At 59.9% G+C, this 17,368-nt stretch carries 15 protein-coding genes; 6 read left to right on the top strand and 9 right to left on the bottom strand.

Features of this window, described 5'->3' with window-relative positions; all coding sequences use genetic code 11:
* Positions 1-62 precede the first annotated feature (62 nt).
* Positions 63-1,388 carry a sigma-54 dependent transcriptional regulator gene (locus tag ATH90_RS12295; RefSeq protein ID WP_069023369.1) on the bottom strand — a complete coding sequence of 442 codons (1,326 nt, stop codon included), beginning with the start codon at positions 1,386-1,388 and terminating at the stop codon, positions 63-65.
* A gap of 342 nt (positions 1,389-1,730) precedes the next feature.
* On the opposite strand from ATH90_RS12295, the gene ATH90_RS12290 reads away from it, so the two are divergent.
* Complete coding sequence (locus ATH90_RS12290) at positions 1,731-1,991, top strand: hypothetical protein (protein WP_034104624.1); 261 nt, start codon at positions 1,731-1,733, stop codon at positions 1,989-1,991.
* 66 nt (positions 1,992-2,057) lie between these two features.
* On the opposite strand, the gene ATH90_RS12285 is transcribed toward ATH90_RS12290, so the two are convergent.
* The 3 genes from ATH90_RS12285 to gnd are packed head-to-tail and all read right to left on the bottom strand — an operon-like array spanning position 2,058 to position 5,382.
* Entirely contained in the window at positions 2,058-2,882 is an 825-nt protein-coding gene (locus tag ATH90_RS12285; protein ID WP_034104622.1) for a Cof-type HAD-IIB family hydrolase, read from the bottom strand.
* Complete coding sequence (gene zwf / locus ATH90_RS12280; protein WP_098466372.1) at positions 2,879-4,402, bottom strand: glucose-6-phosphate dehydrogenase; 1,524 nt, start codon at positions 4,400-4,402, stop codon at positions 2,879-2,881. Before zwf ends, ATH90_RS12285 begins: the two co-directional genes overlap by 4 nt.
* On the bottom strand, positions 4,399-5,382 hold the full coding sequence (gnd, locus tag ATH90_RS12275) for a phosphogluconate dehydrogenase (NAD(+)-dependent, decarboxylating) (RefSeq protein ID WP_034104618.1): 984 nt from the start codon (positions 5,380-5,382) through the stop codon (positions 4,399-4,401). The genes zwf and gnd overlap by 4 nt, the downstream gene beginning before the upstream one ends.
* 270 nt (positions 5,383-5,652) lie before the next feature.
* Between gnd and ATH90_RS29065 the strand changes: the two genes are divergently transcribed.
* The 4 genes from ATH90_RS29065 (at position 5,653) to ATH90_RS12260 (ending at position 10,449) form a co-directional block, all read left to right on the top strand.
* Positions 5,653-5,832 carry a DUF6026 family protein gene (locus ATH90_RS29065; RefSeq protein ID WP_141537479.1) on the top strand — a complete coding sequence of 60 codons (180 nt, stop codon included), beginning with the start codon at positions 5,653-5,655 and terminating at the stop codon, positions 5,830-5,832.
* A 161-nt stretch (positions 5,833-5,993) separates the two neighbouring features.
* On the top strand, positions 5,994-7,742 hold the full coding sequence (locus ATH90_RS12270; RefSeq protein WP_034104616.1) for a phosphoethanolamine transferase CptA: 1,749 nt from the start codon (positions 5,994-5,996) through the stop codon (positions 7,740-7,742).
* Between the two features lie 112 nt (positions 7,743-7,854).
* Positions 7,855-10,083 carry a TonB-dependent siderophore receptor gene (locus ATH90_RS12265; protein WP_098466371.1) on the top strand — a complete coding sequence of 743 codons (2,229 nt, stop codon included), beginning with the start codon at positions 7,855-7,857 and terminating at the stop codon, positions 10,081-10,083.
* A 144-nt stretch (positions 10,084-10,227) separates the two neighbouring features.
* Positions 10,228-10,449 (top strand): hypothetical protein, encoded by a 222-nt coding sequence (locus ATH90_RS12260; protein ID WP_034104612.1) that lies wholly within the window; start codon positions 10,228-10,230, stop codon positions 10,447-10,449.
* A gap of 110 nt (positions 10,450-10,559) precedes the next feature.
* Here ATH90_RS12260 and ATH90_RS12255 read toward each other — a convergent pair whose 3' ends face one another.
* From ATH90_RS12255 to ATH90_RS12240, 4 genes are all read right to left on the bottom strand, one after another.
* Entirely contained in the window at positions 10,560-11,051 is a 492-nt protein-coding gene (locus ATH90_RS12255) for a GNAT family N-acetyltransferase (RefSeq protein ID WP_034104610.1), read from the bottom strand.
* 172 nt (positions 11,052-11,223) lie between these two features.
* A complete protein-coding gene (zapE, locus tag ATH90_RS12250) occupies positions 11,224-12,327 on the bottom strand; it encodes a cell division protein ZapE (protein WP_098466370.1) in 1,104 nt (367 codons plus the stop codon).
* A 15-nt stretch (positions 12,328-12,342) separates the two neighbouring features.
* Positions 12,343-12,678, bottom strand: coding sequence for a nuclear transport factor 2 family protein (locus tag ATH90_RS12245; protein WP_034104606.1), 336 nt, complete (start codon positions 12,676-12,678; stop codon positions 12,343-12,345).
* Positions 12,679-12,730: 52 nt separating this feature from the next.
* Positions 12,731-13,447, bottom strand: a complete 717-nt coding sequence (locus tag ATH90_RS12240; protein ID WP_034104605.1) for a helix-turn-helix transcriptional regulator — start codon at positions 13,445-13,447, stop codon at positions 12,731-12,733.
* Positions 13,448-13,607: 160 nt separating this feature from the next.
* On the opposite strand from ATH90_RS12240, the gene ATH90_RS12235 reads away from it, so the two are divergent.
* Positions 13,608-14,654, top strand: coding sequence for an aldo/keto reductase (locus ATH90_RS12235; protein WP_034104603.1), 1,047 nt, complete (start codon positions 13,608-13,610; stop codon positions 14,652-14,654).
* A gap of 54 nt (positions 14,655-14,708) precedes the next feature.
* Here ATH90_RS12235 and pepN read toward each other — a convergent pair whose 3' ends face one another.
* Positions 14,709-17,366, bottom strand: coding sequence for an aminopeptidase N (gene pepN, locus ATH90_RS12230; protein WP_098466369.1), 2,658 nt, complete (start codon positions 17,364-17,366; stop codon positions 14,709-14,711).
* Positions 17,367-17,368 lie beyond the last annotated feature (2 nt).

Below are 17,368 nucleotides of genomic sequence, written 5' to 3'. Positions count from 1 at the left end.
GATACAAAAGGAAAAGCCCCGCAACGATAAGGGTCGTTGCGGGGCTTTTCGGTTTACCCGCCCTAGCGGATCTGGTGTTTGTGCAGCAACCGGTAGAACGTGGGCCGGGATACTCCCAGCACGCGGGCCGCGACACTCAGGTTGTCACTGTGCCGGTTGAGCACATCGCACAGTGCCTGGCGTTCGGCGCGGTGCTTGTAGTCTTCCAGTGTAGCCATGGGCGGCGAAATTGCCTGTTGGCCCTGTAATCCCAGATCAACGGCTTCGATCTGGCGTCCTTCGGCCAGTACCAGGCCACGTCGCACACGGTTGGCCAGCTCGCGCACATTGCCCGGCCAAGCGTGCTCGCCCATGGCGACCAGGGCGTCATCGCTGAAGGTGCGCGGGCGGCGGCCGGTTTCCTGGCTGTAGAAACGGGAAAAGTGGTTGGCCAACATCGCGATGTCGCCATGCCGTTCGCGCAACGGCGCGGTGACCACTTGCAGGACATTGAGACGGTAGTACAAGTCTTCGCGAAAGGCGCCCTTCTCCACGGCGGCCTCAAGGTCGACGTGAGTGGCCGCCAACACCCGCACATCCACGGGAATCGGCTGGCTGCCACCGACGCGTTCGATCTGCTTCTCCTGGAGAAACCGCAGCAGGTTGGCTTGCAGCTCCATGGGCAGGTCGCCGATCTCATCCAGAAACAGCGTGCCGCCGTTGGCGGCCTCGATGCGCCCGACCTTGCGCTGATGGGCGCCGGTAAACGCGCCCTTTTCATGGCCGAACAGTTCGGATTGGATCAAGTGTTCCGGGATCGCCCCGCAGTTGATCGCGACAAAAGGTTTGGCGTGGCGCTGGGATTGGCGATGCAGGGTCTTGGCCACCAGCTCTTTACCGGTGCCGCTGTCGCCGCGGATCAACACCGGGGATTCGGTGGGCGCCAGTTTCGACAGCAGTTTGCGCAATTCGCGGATCGGTCGACTGTCCCCCAGCAGTTCATGCTCGGGCTCATCCACCGGTGTGTGACCCTTGCCCCGCAGGCGCGCCATGCCAAAGGCGCGGCCCAGGGTGACTTGGACGCGGGATACGTCGAAGGGCAAGGTATGGAAGTCAAAAAACCACTCGCAGACAAAGTCACCGACGTTCTGCAGGCGCAGCACGTCCTGGCTGAGTACTGCAATCCACTCCGTACCGCTGCGGCCGATCAGCTCCTTGACCGCCTCCGGACGTTCCAGGTGATAAGGCTGCAGGCGCAGCAGGCCGACATCACAGGATCGGTCACCCACGGCTTCCAGTGTGCAACTGTCAACTTCCCACCCGGCCATGCGCAAACCGGGCAGCAACCCGTGGCAGTCGTCACAGGGATCAACCACTAGCAATCGGCGTTGGACGGGGGGTACACCCATGACTGTTCCTTGGCGTCAAAATTGTAAAATTTATTTAGAAACAACAGTTTGTGACGTCTGCTGCTAACCCTAGCAAGGTCCTGACACAAGCCTTGTACCGTTTCGCTATAAGTCGGGGCAAAAAGCCACCTCGCCGCGTGGCAGGCAAAAAAGTTCGGCAGCTCGCACACTTTCATTCAGCTTTCAAAACAGCCGCTTACATGACGTTAATCAGTAAAAGTTGAAAAAAGTTGTTCTAGCATGTGACCCGAACCCGGCCATCGTGCATCAGTACAAGTAACCCGCCGCACGGTCAGCCCAACCGCCGGCACTCACTTGAATGGGCAATGAGAGAGAACCCACATGAACGCCCCGCTCCGCATCAACGAAGCTCTTTTGATCGCAGACCGTGCTTTCCAGCCCTTTCAATGCGTGGCCTGGCACGATGGCAATGGCGCCCTCAGCCTGAGTGTCATCGACCGCACCAATACCCGCATCGGCAGTAAACAACTGTCGTCGAGCACCTATACCGACCCCGCGCAGTTGGAAAACTTGCTGTTGCAAGCCCGCGCTGAACTCGATAAAGATGGCCACCAGTTGCAATCCTGGGCAATGCCCAAGTAAGACAACACTGTAACTTGCGCGCCGTGGATTAAAGGCGCGCAAGTTCAGTGTTAATGCGCACGTCGCTTATTGCGCGGCGAGAATAAACCGTTCGATCGCTTCAGCCGCGCCATCCTCGATGTTGCTGCCGGTCACCACGCTGGCCTGGCGCTTGACGGTTTCCTCCGCCTGCCCCATGGCAATCGACAACCCGGCTACGTGAAACATCGCCGGGTCATTGCCGCCATCGCCGATCGCCGCCGTCTGCTCAATGGGTACCCCCAAGTGCGCGGCCAAGGTCTTCAAGGCCTCGCCCTTGTTGGCCAGCATCGCGGTCACGTCCAGGTACACCGGCTGTGAACGCGACACCTGGGCCAGCCCCTGCACCTTGGGCTGCAATTGGGCTTCCAGCTCGACCAGCAACTGCGTATTGAGACTGGCGGCGACGATCTTGTCGACCCGGTCCAGATAGGGCTCGAAACTCTCCACCACCACCGGCCCGTAACCCAAGCCATCGGCCTCGCGTTGCAGCATGGGCCCCGGCGGATCACGGCGCAGCCAGTCGCCGTCGGCAAACACCCACACTTCCACGTCCGGCTCGGCCGAAAACAGCGCCAGGGTCACCAGCGCGGCTTCGGCCGGCAGGTGATGGGCCACCAGGATGCTGCCATCCGGATTGATCAAGGTGCCGCCATTGAAGCCCGCCACCGGCACATCGATACCGAAAGTTTCGATCAGTTGCAGCATGGCCTTGGGCGGCCGCCCGCTGGCCAGGCTGAAAAACACCCCGCTGTCGCGCAGCGCACGCACCGCATCGGCGGTGCGTTGGCTGAGACTGTGATCGGGATGCAGCAAGGTGCCGTCCACGTCACTGAGGATAAAACGGATGGGATGAATCGCTGCGTCACTCATCCGAGGCTGTGCCAGGCACGACCATCGCGGGCCAGCAAGGCATCGGCGGCGGCCGGACCGTCCTCACCCGCCTTGTAGACCTGGATACCGTCGTCTTCCTTCCAGGCATCGAGGAATGGCTGCACCGCACGCCAGCCGTTCTCGATGTTATCGGCGCGCTGGAACAAGGTCTGGTCGCCGGTCATGCAGTCATAAATCAGGGTTTCGTACCCGGTCGATGGCTGCATTTCGAAGAAGTCCTTGTAGGCAAAGCCCAGTTGGATATTGGCCATGTCCAGGGTCGGCCCGGGCTTTTTCGCCAGCAGGTCGAACCACATGCCCTCGTTGGGCTGGATCTGGATCTTCAGGTAGGTGGGCTTGAGCTCGTCGACCTCGGTGTCACGAAACTGCGCGTAAGGCGCAGGCTTGAAGCAGATGACGATTTCGGTGTCGCGCACGCTCATGCGCTTACCGGTGCGCAGGTAGAACGGCACGCCGACCCAGCGCCAGTTGTCGATCATCACCTTGAGGGCGACAAAGGTCTCGGTGCTGCTGTCAGGCGCCACATTGGCTTCTTCGCGATAGCCCGGCAGTTGCTTGCCGCCAATTTCGCCGGCGGTGTACTGCCCACGAACCGAGTTGGCTCGCGCATCTTCCAGGGACCACGGGCGTACCGCGCCAATTACCTTGGCTTTTTCACCACGCACGGCATCGGCGCCAAAGGCCGCCGGTGGCTCCATGGCCACCATCGCCAGCAACTGGAACAGGTGGTTGGGCACCATATCGCGCAGCGTGCCGGTTTTTTCGAAGAAATTGCCACGGGTTTCAACACCGACCGTTTCGGCAGCGGTGATCTGCACGTGGTCAATGTAATGGTTGTTCCAGAACGCTTCGAACAGCACGTTGGAGAAACGGCTGATGAGGATGTTCTGCACCGTTTCCTTGCCCAGGTAATGGTCGATGCGATAGATCTGCTTCTCGCTCATCACCTTGAGCAGGCTGGCGTTCAGCGCTTCGGCGGTGGCAAGGTCGGAGCCGAAGGGCTTCTCGATGACCACGCGACGGAAGCTGTCATCGGTTTCGCTCAACAGCCCGGCACTGCCCAGGCGCTGCACCACGTCGCTGAAGAAGCGCGGTGCAGTGGCCAGGTAGAACACGGCGTTGCCGGTGCCGCTGTCGGCGATCTTCTTGCCAATGTCGGCATAGGTGCTGTCGTCGAGGAAATCGCCCTCGACGTAGCTGATGCCCTTGGCCAATTGCGCCCACAGCTGCGGGTCGAGGGCGTTGTCCCCGCTGCCCTTGACCTTGCTAGCGGCCTCGGTGCGGATGAAGTCCTCGAGTTTCTTCGCGAAATCGGCGTCGCTGATGGCGTTGTGATCAACGCCGACAATGCGCAGGCCATCGCCCAGCAACCCATCACGACTGAGGTTATACAGCGCCGGCATGAGCAGGCGCTTTACAAGGTCACCATGGGCACCAAACAGAAACAGGGTGGTGGGCGGAGCGGGTTCGGCCTTGGGTTTCTTGCCGTTGGCGGTCATTTTTTGGAAGTCTCCACATGACCACCAAAGCCGAAGCGCATGGCAGAGAGCATTTTGTCACCGTAGGTGCTTTGCTGGCGCGAGCGGAAGCGTGCAAACAGCGAGGTGGACAGCACCGGAACCGGCACGGCCTGTTCCATGGCGGCTTCGATGGTCCAGCGGCCTTCGCCACTGTCGGCAACCGAGCCGGAATAGCCGTCGAGTTTCGGGTCGGTGGCCAGGGCGTCGGCAGTCAGGTCCAGCAGCCAGGAAGACACCACGCTGCCACGGCGCCAGACTTCGGCGATATCGGCCACGTTGAGGTCGAAGCGCTGGTCTTCCGGCAGGTTTTCCGAGTTCTTGGTCTTGAGGATGTCAAACCCTTCGGCGAACGCCTGCATCATCCCGTACTCGATGCCGTTGTGGATCATCTTGACGAAGTGACCGGAGCCCGCCGGGCCGGCGTGGATGTAGCCCTGCTCGGCGCGCGGGTCGGCGCTGGCAGAACGGTCCTTGGTGCGCGGGATGCTGCCCAGGCCCGGGGCCAGGCTCTTGAAGATCGGGTCAAGGCGCTGCACGGTCTCGGCGTCGCCACCGATCATCATGCAGTAGCCACGCTCCAGGCCCCAGACGCCGCCGGACGTGCCGACGTCGACATAGTGCAGGCCCTTTTCAGCCAGGGCCTTGGCCCGGCGAACGTCGTCCTTGTAGTTGGTGTTGCCGCCGTCGATGATTGCATCACCGTCTTCGAGCAGCGTGCTCAATTCGTTGATAGTGTCTTCGGTGGGCGCGCCCGCCGGCAACATCACCCACACGGTGCGCGGTTTTTGCAGCCCGGCAACCAGGGCCTTGAGGTCGGCAACGCCGGTGGCGCCCTCTTCGCTTAGGCCTTTTACAAATGCTTCGTTACGGTCGTAAACAACGGTGGTATGCCCATTGAGCATCAGGCGCCGTGCAATATTCCCGCCCATGCGGCCTAGTCCGATAATCCCCAGTTGCATGTGCTGATGCTCCTAACTACTAAAAAGTGTGTGACATAGTTTATAGCGCAATGAGGCTAATGAGGGTTAGTCCAGCGCGGATACCTGTAGTTTCATGGAAAAAAGTTGCCATCGTTTCACCATCACGGCGCAAAAAGTCACAGGACCATCAAAAATAAAAAAGTTCCCTTGTCCGCAAAAAGAATTCAGAATTACCTCCGACTGCTGCCGAGAACCTCGACTCAAGCGTTCTGGCACACCGCGATACACCGGCTATTTGCGAGGTAAGCAATGAGCACAGCACAGATGAACCGTCCGCCACAGACCCTCTACGTCACCATTCGACGTGATGAGCTGCGCCAGTTGAAAGACGAACGCGAACAGTTGCAGCAGGAAGTCATGCGCCTGCGTTCGCACATCATCCAAGCCCAGTTGGACCAGCCTTCTGGTGCCCAGCCTGCGCTCTGCTAAGCCCGGCCATCACTTTGTAAGATAACCGCTACAAAAATCTCACAAAGTTTTCACATACCCGTCCCGATACTCCCGCCCCCAAGGGCCACCCCATGCATGGGTGGCCTCTGTTGCGCGCGCCACTGCGCGTCAACTGAAACATTATCGGGTTGGAGCGCTGGATGGCGATGTTCAAACGCAGCACCACGTCTGCGAAAGGCTTTGACTGGGCCGGCCTTGGTTGGCTGTTCCTGTTTTTCTGGTACTTCTCGGGCATTACCCAGCTGCTGATCCAACTGACCGGCACCTCGGGTTTCAGCGGCTTCCGCCAAGCCTTCTTCATGAGCGCGCTGTGGCTCGCGCCCATGCTGTTGTTCCCGCACCGCACGCGACTGCTCGCCGCCTTGATCGGCGTAGTGCTGTGGGCATGCTCCATGGCCAGCCTGGGTTATTTCTTCATTTACCAGCAGGAATTTTCCCAAAGCGTCATCTTCATCATGTTCGAGTCGAACATCTCTGAAGCCGGCGAATACGCCACCCAATATTTCGCCTGGTGGATCGTGCTGGCGTTCATCGCCCATACCGCCTTCGCCGTGTTCCTGTGGACCCGCCTGCGCCCGGTCTACCTGCCTCGCGGCCAGTCGATGCTGGCAGCAGCAGCCATCGTGCTGGCGGTGGTGGGTTATCCGCTGGTCAAGCAGATCGCTACCAGCGACAACATGGAACAGGCTATCGATCGTTTTGAAACCCGCATCGAGCCGGCCGTGCCATGGCAGATGATCGTGGCTTACCGTCGCTACACCGAGCAACTGGATAACATGCAAGGCATGCTTACCAGCGCCAGCCAGATCCCGCCCTTGAAGAACCTCAAGGACAGCATGGCTGGCCAGCCGTCCACGCTGGTGCTGGTGATCGGCGAGTCCACCAACCGCCAGCGCATGGGCCTGTACGGTTACCCGCGTAACACCACACCAGAACTGGACAAGCTGCGCGACCAATTGGCGGTGTTCAATAACGTCATCACCCCGCGCCCCTATACCATTGAAGCGCTGCAACAGGTGCTGACCTTCGCCGACGAAGAAAACCCGGACCTGTACCTCAAGACCCCGTCGATTGTCAGTGTGATGAAACAGGCGGGCTACAAGACCTACTGGATCACCAACCAGCAGACCATGACCAAGCGCAACACCATGCTCACGACCTTTTCCGAACAGGCCGACGAACAGGTGTACCTGAACAACAATCGCAACCAGAATGCCCGCCAGTATGACGGCGATGTGCTGGCACCGTTCGCCAAGGCCCTGGCCGACCCTGCCGAACGCAAGTTCATCGTGGTGCACCTGCTGGGTACTCACATGAGCTACCAGTACCGCTACCCGCCGACCTTCGACAAGTTTACCGATCGCCAGGGCGTGCCGGCTGGCGTCAGCGATGCACAGTTGCCGACCTACAACAGCTATGACAATGCCGTGCTGTACAACGACTTCGTGGTGTCGAGCCTGATCAAGGACTACGCCAAGACCGACCCCAACGGCTTCCTGCTGTACCTCTCGGACCATGGCGAAGATGTCTTCGACTCTGCAGGCCATAGCACCCTGGGGCGTAACGAGGGCAAGCCGACGGCGCCGATGTACACCATCCCGTTCATGGCCTATGCCTCACCCAAATGGCGCGAAACCCACGACTGGAGTTTTGCCGGCGACCTGCATCGCCCTTACAGCAGCTCGCAATTGATTCACACCTGGGCCGACCTGGCCGGGCTGAGTTTCGATGAATGGGACCGCAGCAAGAGCCTAGTCAGCGACAGCTTCAAGCCGCGCCCCTTGATGATCGGCAACCCTTACGAGCGCCAGCAGAAAGGCTTGATTGACTTCAGCCTGATCAAGCCGAAAAAGACCACGAACGAGGTGGTGCTCCAAGAGCCCTTGTAACAGAAAGATAACAATCATTCTCGTTTAATCCTAAAGTTCCCCGCCTCCTTTCGTCTTTGAGCCAAGGCCTTTTCTCACCGAGAAGGCTTCAAAGACGACAAGGAGTCTTCCGATGTTCGCGCCCTTAACCCGTTCCATGACCCTCACCCTCGGCCTGCTCACTGTGGCAGTAAGCCCGGACCTGCTGGCCGAAACCGACCCCGACAACAATGCCCTCGAACTCGGCGCCACCAGCATCACCGCCGAAGGCCTGGGTGCCACCACCGAACACACTGGGGCCTACACCACCGGCTCAATGAGCACCGCCACCCGCCTGAACCTGTCGGTCAAGGAAACCCCGCAATCGATCTCGGTGATCACTCGCCAGCAGATGGATGATTTCAATCTCAATACGTTGACCGACGCCCTGCTCCAAACCACTGGAGTGACGGTCCAGCACCTGGATTCGGACCGCGCTGGCTATTCATCGCGCGGCTACTCCATCAACAATTTCCAGGTGGACGGCATGCTCAATACATTTGGGCGTATGAAGTCGGACTCCGACACCATCATCTACGACCGTATCGAAGTGGTACGCGGTGCGACCGGGCTGACCACGGGAGCAGGCGATCCGTCGGCCACGGTCAACATGATCCGCAAGCGCCCGACTTCACAGTGGCAAGCCAAGGCCGGCGTCAGCGGCGCCAGCCATGACAACTACTACAGCTACCTGGATGTGGGCGGCCCGCTGGCGTTTGATGGCCGCCTGCGCGGGCGTACCGTGATGGCGTACCGCGACAGCCAATCCTTTCGTGATAACTATGCTCTGCAAAGGGAAGTCGGCTACGGCATCCTCGAGGCTGATCTGACAGACGATACCGTGATAGCCGTCGGCTTCGATTATCAGAACAAGCATGTCCAGGGCACTTCATGGGGCACACTGCCCTATTGGAACAGCGATGGCAGCAAGGCCCGCTTGTCACGCTCCGCCAATATGGCCACCGACTGGAGTTCCTGGCCGCTGAAGGACAAGACCACCTTTGCCTCCCTCGACCACAAACTGTCCGAGGACTGGCGCTTGAAGGCCGCCTACACCCACCGACAAAGCGATACCGACGGCAAGGTGTACTACGGCGGCGCGGGATTCCCGAATCCGGATGGCAGCGGCATGACCGCCTGGACCAACCAGATGGTCGGCACCTCGAAAATGGATGCCGTGGACTTCAACCTCGCCGGTGCCTACCCACTGCTGGGCCGCGAGCATGAATTGATGGTTGGGTATGGCGAGTCGGAGCAGCGGGACTCCTCGCCCTATCAGCGCTACAGCACACCCGATGGCTACGAAACGATCCCTGATTGGCAACACATGGGCGGTATCGTCAAGTTTCCCGACCGTACTACCGGACTCAAGGGCCCGCACTCCAGCAAACAACAGAAGGCCGGGTACCTGGCCACTCGACTGAGCCTGACCGACAGGCTGCACGCGGTACTGGGCAGCCGGTACGGCAGTTGGGAAATCGAAAGCACCCCTGTTGACTACGACGCCAATAACCAGCGCATCCCCGAACCCAAGACCCGCCAGACCCACAACGACATGTGGACGCCCTACGCAGGGCTGCTCTACGACCTGACGCCGCAATACACGGTATATGCCAGCTACACCGATATCTTCAATCCGCAGGACGAACGTGATGCCAGCAAGAAATACCTGGAACCGGTGGTGGGCAGCAACTACGAAATCGGCCTCAAGGGCAGCCTGCTGAACGAGCGGTTGAACCTGGCCACCGCTTACTTCTGGAGCACCCAGGATAACGTGGCCGAACTCGACAATGCGGCCCCACCAGACCCGATCACCCGCGAGCAGTTCTACAAGTCCGGAGGCAAGGGCAACAAGGTGCAGGGTTTTGAAGTCGAGGTGTCCGGCGAAGTCATGCGCGACTGGAACCTCACCGCCGGTTACACCTACACCCACTCGCTCAACGGCGATCAGCAACGCAACAACACCGATCAACCGATGAACCTGCTGAAGATGTCGACAGCCTATCGCCTGCCCGGTGAATGGCGTGGCTTGACAGTGGGGGGTGCCGTCAATTGGCAGAGCGACTTCTACGCCTTTGCCGGACGCCCGACGGGAGCAAGGAATCAGGACGGCGATCTCATCACGACACCGACCAAGATCACCCAACAGGCCTACACCGTGGTCAACCTGATGTCGCGCTACCAGTTCGATGAACGTGTTTCGACATCAATTAACGTCAACAACCTATTTGATAAAAAATATTACGAACGCGTCGGTTTCTATAATGGCGTGTATTGGGGCGACCCGCGCTCAATCACGTTGGCATTGGACTGGAAGCTGTAAGTAGCTTTAACCAGAAGTTAACGAAATTGTTAACTTCTGGGGTTATTCGCGTTAATTCCTACTTAATAAACTCACGCCAAACTCGCCCCATGAATCTGATCAAGGACAGAGCGGATACCGATCACTCTTAATGGGAATACTGCCATGAAACTCTCGACCCTGATGCTTGCCAGCCTGATGACCCTGACCTCAGCCGCCGCCTTTGCCGAAGGCGGTTCCGAACGCTCGAAGGAGTTCTACAACAACTTCACGTTCATGCAGCAGAAGACTCACGGCACCGCTGAGCAAACTGCCCAGGCCGATGGCAAGAACGCAAAGAAAGAAGCCACTGGCCTCTCCACCGCCGAGCAACAACCGAACACTTGATTCAGCGGCACACCTGATTTAACCGCACACCCCCTTACCCTACTGCTCCTATGGCTAAGGTGTACTTGGCGCCGTTTAACTAACGGCGCCTTTTTTTTGCCTGTTAGTTATTAAAGCGGTTTGCTCCAGAACAACATGCGCCCATGGGCGGGGTCAAACATCGAATCATCAAAACCAAACTTGCGATACGCCGCTTGAGCCACGGCATTGCCTTCCAGCACCTCCAGGGTGATCTTGCAGCAGCCGCGCTGACGGGCGATTTCCTCGACCTTCTGCAGCATTTTCTGGCTCAGCCCCAAACCACGGAACGGCCCCATCACCGCTACGTCATGGATATTGACCAGCGGGCGGCAGGCAAAGGTGGAGAAGCCTTCAAAGCAATTCACCAGACCTGCCGGCTCACCTCCCACGAACGCCAGCACACTGAACGCGTGGGCGCGCTTGGCGAGTTCGCCCGGCAGTTGCTCCAGAAGATCGGCAGACAGGCTGTGACCGCCCCCCATCGGGTCTTCCGCGTAATGGTTGAGCACGCGGCCAATTGCTTCGGCATGCACGGGGTTGGTGTAGCTGGCTTGCAGCACCAGGATATCCGGGGTGTCCATTTCCATCCTCGATCACGACTAAAAGGGAATCGGTTCCCTGAGAGGGGCACGATTGTAAGCGTGGAGCAGGCGCCAGATGAAGGAGATTAACTACAAAAATGCGCATGAAAACGCGAAGGCTGAGCCGTCGAAAAAGCACAACCAGACGATTCTGGATTTTTTCGCACAGGCCTTAGCCGAAACGCTGCAACTGCATTTCTTTCAGGCGGCTGAGGGTCCTGCGGAAGGGAAATACCAGATAGCCTTCGGTATAAAGTTGTTCCAGCGGCACTTGGGCCTCGATGAATAACGGCACCTTCCGGTCGTAGCACTCGTCCACCAAAGCAATAAAACGACGCACGCTGTCATCGTGTACCGACAATGCCGGCAACTCGCGGTCACCGGCCACTACCCGCTGCGCGCCGTCCTCAGTGCCGCGGGCGATTCGGCCTGGGCGTTTTTGCGCACTGAGGCAGGGTACTTCTGCGAGCAAAATCGCCTTGAAGCGATCACACAGCAGCATGAAATCCATCGCCGCCAGGGGTTGCTCGCACAGCGCGGCGTAACGGCACCAGAGCACGGTGGCACTGGACCGCACGGCGACAATGGAACGATGCCCCACGGCAATCGGCCCACTGCTGGTTGGCTGGCCTTCGGCCAATTGCTTGAACACCTCGGACAGCGCCTCCGGCTGGTTGACCCAGTAGCGCTGGATACCCACACCCGGATGCAGCCGGTGGTCCTCACCCCCATCCACCGCAACCACGCGCATATGCTGCTTTATCGCCGCGATACCCGGCAAAAAACGCTCGCGGTTGAAGCCCTCGGCGTACAACTGGTCAGGCGGTTGGTTGGAGGTGCAGACCATCACCACGCCCTCCTCAAACATCACTTGGAACAAACGCCCAAGGATGATCGCGTCACCGATGTCACTGACGAACAGCTCATCGAAACACAGCACGCGCACTTCCTGGCTGAGTTCCCGGGCCAGGGCCTGCAAAGGGTCGTGGGTGCCGGTCAGTTGGAACAGGCGCTGATGCACCCACCCCATGAAGTGATGAAAATGCTGGCGTCGCGCAGGCACCCGCAGGCTCTGGTAGAACTGATCCATCAGCCAGGTCTTGCCACGCCCCACCGGCCCCCACAGGTACACGCCGGTGATTGGCGCATGGCCCTGGTGCAGGGCTTCATGGCAGGCTTGCAGGGCGTCCACCGCACGGCGCTGGACGTCGTCGGCAACGAAACCCCGTTGAGCGATAGCGTGTTGGTAAGCAGCGAGGGGCGAGTCGAAAGTCATGCCCGTCAGTATGAACTACAGGGAAATATCCAGGCGTGAAATCTTGCCCTGCTCGTTCAAGCGAAAGGTGTAGCGCAGCTCCAAGGGACTGCCCGGGAAATTGCCGGACACGATGTTGCTGACCAGCACCTTACCGGTACGGTGTTGCACCTTGAGCACTTCGACCCGCGGCTGGTAGCGACGCCCGGTGTCTTCCATCCAGCGCGCAATGGCCGCTGCACCGATCTGGTGCTGGCCCTCATCGAACACATTGGCATCTTCGGCAAAGCACTGGGCGATAGCCGAGGTGTCACGGGTATTGGCGGCCGTGATATAGGCCACGATGGCCGGCGCCAACTCGGGGATAGACATGGCACAGCTCCTTTCTTGGTGATTTGTAGCGCCATGCTAAGCCACAGGTGTGTCAGTTTTTGTCAGGAGTAAAGGGTCCAGATTCATTCGCCTCCAGCAGCTTGCGCCAGGCCCTCAGCCAGTCACTGCGGCGGCCTGGGTAACGTCCACCGGACGCTTCGGCACTCGCCACGCGGTCGGTGCGGAAGGTGCGATAGGCACCACGCAACTCACACCAAGCCACGATCACCCGCACCTCATTCAGAAACCCCAGGGCCAGTGGCCAGATCAAGCGCTGGCTCTGGGTCTGGCTGGCGTCTGCGTAATCGATATGCAACTTGGCCTGGTTGCCAATGGCCTCGCGAAACACTTTGAGCGGGACGCGGTTTTCCGGGTAGCCAAACCCTGGCGGTCCGGGCAATACCGTCGGGTTGCGCAAGGCTTCCTGGGCGGCCGGGTCGAGCACGTCGGCGATCTTGGCCAGGGCATTGGCGGCGGCGCGGCTGAGCACGTCATCACCGCGCTGGTCCACATAACGCAAGCCGAGCACGATCGCTTCGGTTTCCTCGGCGTTCAGCATCAATGGCGGCAGGAACAGGCCACTGCGCAGCACATACCCTACGCCCGCCTCGCCAAAAATAGGTGCGCCCAAAGCGGTCAGTTCGGCGATATCGCGGTACAGCGTGCGCTCGGACACCTCCAACTGCGCCGCCAGCACGGCGGCGGTCACCGGACGTTTCTTGCCCCGCAGGGTCTGGAGCAAAGTCAGTAGACGGGTGGTACGCGACACGGGAATGCCTGCCGAAAGAGGAAACGTGCCGCAGCTTAGCAGAGGCCCCTGTCAGAAAACGTCAGCAGCAAAAAAGCCGCTTGACCAAATACATTACCAGCATCATATTAAATACATGTTGCTAAACATTTAATAAACCCACTGCCTCAGGAGTCCTTGTATGCGCAATAAAGTCTTTGGCCGCCGCAGCGGTTTGCTGGTATCTGAATTGGCCTTGGGCACCGGCAACTTCGGTACGGGCTGGGGCCATGGCGCCGAGCGCGATGAAGCCAAGCAGATCTTCGACGGTTACCTGGAGGCCGGCGGGAATTTCCTCGATACCGCCAACGGCTACCAGTTCGGACAGGCCGAAAAGCTGCTGGGTGAATTCATCGCCTCCGAGCGCGACAACCTGGTGGTGGCCACCAAGTACACCCTGCGCACCCAACCGTCCGATGAAGGTACGATCAGGCTCGGCAACAACCGCAAGAACCTGGTCCGCTCGGTGGAAGAAAGCCTCAAGCGCTTGAACACTGATCGCATCGACCTGCTCTGGGCACATATGAGCGACAACGTCACGCCCATGGAAGAGATCCTGCGCGGCCTCGACGACCTGGTGCGCGCCGGCAAGATCCACTACGCCGGCCTCTCCAACTTCCCCGCCTGGCGCATTGCCCGTGCCGACCTGCTGGCTGAAGTGCGCAGCTTTGCGCCCATCATCGGTATCCAGGTGGAATACAGCCTGGTCGAGCGCACCGCCGACCGCGAGCTGCTGCCGATGGCCGAAGCGCTGGGCCTTGCCGCCACGTTGTGGTCGCCTCTGGGCGGTGGCTTCCTGACCGGCAAATACCGCAACACCCAGGACGATAACCGTGCCAACAAACTCGGTATCCTGGTGCACGCCGAACACAGCGCCCGCGAAACCGCAGTGCTCGATACACTGCTGGCCGTGGCCGGTGAAGTCGGCGCCACACCCACCCACGTCGCCATCGCCTGGCTGCGGGAAAAAGCGCGCCGCTCCACCACGGCACTGATCCCGATCCTGGGCTCACGCACCCGTGCGCAGCTGGACAGCACCCTCGGTGCCCTGGAGGTGCAACTGTCGGCCGAGCAAGTCACCCGCCTCGACACCGCCAGTGCCATACCGCTGGGCGTGCCGCATGGGATCATCGCGGAGCGTTTTCCCATCGATAACGGACCGCACGCCCCTCGCCCGCCGGTTATCTGAGGCGAAAAAAAACGGCCTGGTGAACAGGCCGTTTTTTGCATTCAACGATACAGCTTAAGCCAGGCTCTTGCTGACCACCTCGAACACATCGCTCGACAGCTCGCCAGACGCCAGAATGCGCTCCAGCTCCGCTTTCATCAGCGCTTGGCGCGCGCTGTCGTATTTACGCCAGCGGGTCAGCGGCGCCAGTTGGCGCGAAGCAATCTGCGGGTTGAAGCCATTCAACTGGATCACCAGGTCCGCCAGGAAGCGATAGCCAGAGCCATCGGCGGCATGGAAGTTGATCAGGTTCTGCCCGGCAAATGCGCCGATCAATGCACGCACCTTGTTCGGGTTCTTGAGGGTGAACGCCGGGTGCTCCATCAACGCCTTGACCCGCTCCAGTCCGCCCGGCAATACGCTGCCGGCCTGCACGCTGAACCACTGGTCCATGACCAACGGGTTGTCTTTGAAGTTCTCGGCGAACACCGCCAATGCCTGGGCCTTCTCCGCTTCGAATGGCGAGTTCACCAGCACCGCCAGCGCGGTGAGGCGCTCAGTCATGTTGTCGCTGGTGTCGAACTGTTCGATCGTCGCCGCCAGTACTTCCGGCTTGCCGCTGAGCATCAGGTACGACAGCGCGATGTTCTGCAACGCGCGCCGGGCAAAGTGCTCGGCGGCCGCCACGTAAGGCGTTTGCTTGGACAGTTCGCGATTGGCCTGGTAACGCAGCCACAGTGCTTCGTGCAAGTTATCCGCCAGCTGCTTGCGCGCAAACTCGCGGGCAGCATGGATAGCCTCGATATCCGCCACATCACTGATTTCGGTCAGGTAGGCCTCACCTGGCAACGACAGCATTTCGGCAACCATCGCCTGGTCCAGGCTTTCGTCGCTCAACACACTGCGCAGCGCGGTGATCAAGCGTTGATCCATGTGTAACGCCTGGCCCTGCTGGTGCTGAGCGATCAGTTCCTGCAACACCTGCACCGACAATTGCTGGCCGGCATCCCAACGATTGAAGCCGTCGCTGTCATGCTGCATCAGGAACATTAATTGATCGCGGCTGTAGGGGAAGCTCAGCTTCACCGGCGCCGAGAAACCGCGCAGCAGCGAAGGCAAAGGCTGCTCCGGGATATCCACGAAGGTGAAGGTCTGCTCGGCCTCGGTCACCGAGATCACGCGCGACGTGGCGCCAGCAGCCGCTTCACCGGCCAGGCGCAAGGCGATACCGGCGCCCTTCCCGTCCAGCAAGCCCATTTCCACCGGGATCACGAACGGCAATTTTTCCACCTTGTCCGGGGTTTCCGGGCAGCTTTGGCGGAAGGTCAGGCTGTAGGTCTTGGCCGCGGCATCGTAGGACTCGCTCACCGCCAGGCGCGGTGTACCGGCCTGGCTGTACCAGCGCTTGAACTGGGTCAGGTCGGCGCCGTTGGCGTCTTCCATGGCCTTGATGAAGTCATCGCAGGTCACGGCCTGGCCGTCATGGCGCTCGAAGTACAGGTCGCTGCCTTTGCGAAAGCCTTCGGCACCGAGCAGGGTGTGGATCATGCCGACCACTTCCGAACCCTTTTCATACACGGTCAGGGTGTAGAAGTTGGAGATCTCGATAAAGCTGTCCGGGCGCACGGCGTGGGCCATGGGGCCGGCGTCTTCGGCGAACTGGTGGGTACGCAGGTACGCCACGTCCTGGATGCGCTTGACCGTGGCCGAGTTCATGTCGGCAGAGAAGCCCGAATCCCGGAACACTGTGAAGCCTTCCTTGAGCGACAGCTGGAACCAGTCGCGGCAGGTCACGCGGTTGCCCGACCAGTTGTGGAAATATTCGTGGGCAACAATCGCCTCGACCCGCTGGTGCGCAGCATCCGTAGCGGTTTCGGCGCGGGCCAGCACGGCGCTGGAGTTGAAGATGTTAAGGCCCTTGTTTTCCATGGCGCCCATGTTGAAATCATTCACCGCGACGATCATGAAGATGTCGAGGTCGTACTCGCGGCCGTAGGTTTCTTCATCCCAGCGCATGGATTTCTTCAGGCTGGTCATGGCGTGCTGGCACTTGTCGATGTTTTCCGGTTCGACGTAGATGCGCAACGCCACGGTGCGGTCCGTCAGGGTAGTGAAGGTATCTTCGACACACCACAGGTCACCGGCTACCAGGGCAAACAGGTACGCCGGCTTCTTGAACGGGTCTTCCCAGGTTGCCCAGTGACGGCCGTCTTCGCCGGGGCCGCTGGCGATCGGGTTGCCGTTGGACAGCAGGATCGGGTAGCGGTGTTGCTCGGCGATCACCGTGGTGGTGAAGGTGCTCATCACGTCCGGGCGGTCGAGGTAATAGGTGATCTTGCGGAAGCCCTCGGCCTCGCATTGCGTGCAGAACATGCTGCCGGACTTGTACAGGCCTTCGAGGGCCGTGTTGGTTTCCGGGTGAATTTTTACCGTGGTATCAAGGGTAAAAGTCTCGCTCTGCGGATGCACCGTCAAATGACTATCGGTCAGTTGATAATCATCGGCCGTCAGTTCCTGGTCGGCCAGGTTGACACTCAACAGCTCCAATTGCTGGCCGTCCAGCACCAACGGCGGCAAACCGGCACCGCGCTCAGGGTTGCGGCGCATCACCAGTTGCGCGTGGACCAGGCTGTGGTCCTCGAACAACTCGAAGGTCAGGTGCGTCTCTTCGATCAGGTAGTCCGGCGCCTGATAGTCCTTCAGGTAAATCATCTTCGGTTGTTCGGTGCGCATGG

The organism is Pseudomonas lurida, from assembly GCF_002563895.1.
GTDB lineage: Bacteria > Pseudomonadota > Gammaproteobacteria > Pseudomonadales > Pseudomonadaceae > Aquipseudomonas > Aquipseudomonas lurida.
Note: the sequence above shows the minus strand (reverse complement) of the source record. Positions and strands in the feature narration are given on the sequence as shown.

Bases quoted from the DNA above. Each gene is read 5' to 3' on its own strand.
- gnd (WP_034104618.1), bottom strand. From the start codon at position 5,382: ATGCAACTGGGGATTATCGGACTAGGCCGCATGGGCGGGAATATTGCA.
- ATH90_RS12260 (WP_034104612.1), top strand. From the start codon at position 10,228: ATGAAACTCTCGACCCTGATGCTTGCCAGCCTGATGACCCTGACCTCA.
- ATH90_RS29065 (WP_141537479.1), top strand. From the start codon at position 5,653: ATGAGCACAGCACAGATGAACCGTCCGCCACAGACCCTCTACGTCACC.
- ATH90_RS12285 (WP_034104622.1), bottom strand. From the start codon at position 2,882: ATGAGTGACGCAGCGATTCATCCCATCCGTTTTATCCTCAGTGACGTG.
- ATH90_RS12245 (WP_034104606.1), bottom strand. From the start codon at position 12,678: ATGTCTATCCCCGAGTTGGCGCCGGCCATCGTGGCCTATATCACGGCC.
- zapE (WP_098466370.1), bottom strand. From the start codon at position 12,327: ATGACTTTCGACTCGCCCCTCGCTGCTTACCAACACGCTATCGCTCAA.
- ATH90_RS12295 (WP_069023369.1), bottom strand. From the start codon at position 1,388: ATGGGTGTACCCCCCGTCCAACGCCGATTGCTAGTGGTTGATCCCTGT.
- ATH90_RS12290 (WP_034104624.1), top strand. From the start codon at position 1,731: ATGAACGCCCCGCTCCGCATCAACGAAGCTCTTTTGATCGCAGACCGT.
- ATH90_RS12255 (WP_034104610.1), bottom strand. From the start codon at position 11,051: ATGGACACCCCGGATATCCTGGTGCTGCAAGCCAGCTACACCAACCCC.
- ATH90_RS12270 (WP_034104616.1), top strand. From the start codon at position 5,994: ATGGCGATGTTCAAACGCAGCACCACGTCTGCGAAAGGCTTTGACTGG.
- ATH90_RS12235 (WP_034104603.1), top strand. From the start codon at position 13,608: ATGCGCAATAAAGTCTTTGGCCGCCGCAGCGGTTTGCTGGTATCTGAA.
- zwf (WP_098466372.1), bottom strand. From the start codon at position 4,402: ATGACCGCCAACGGCAAGAAACCCAAGGCCGAACCCGCTCCGCCCACC.
- ATH90_RS12265 (WP_098466371.1), top strand. From the start codon at position 7,855: ATGTTCGCGCCCTTAACCCGTTCCATGACCCTCACCCTCGGCCTGCTC.
- pepN (WP_098466369.1), bottom strand. From the start codon at position 17,366: ATGCGCACCGAACAACCGAAGATGATTTACCTGAAGGACTATCAGGCG.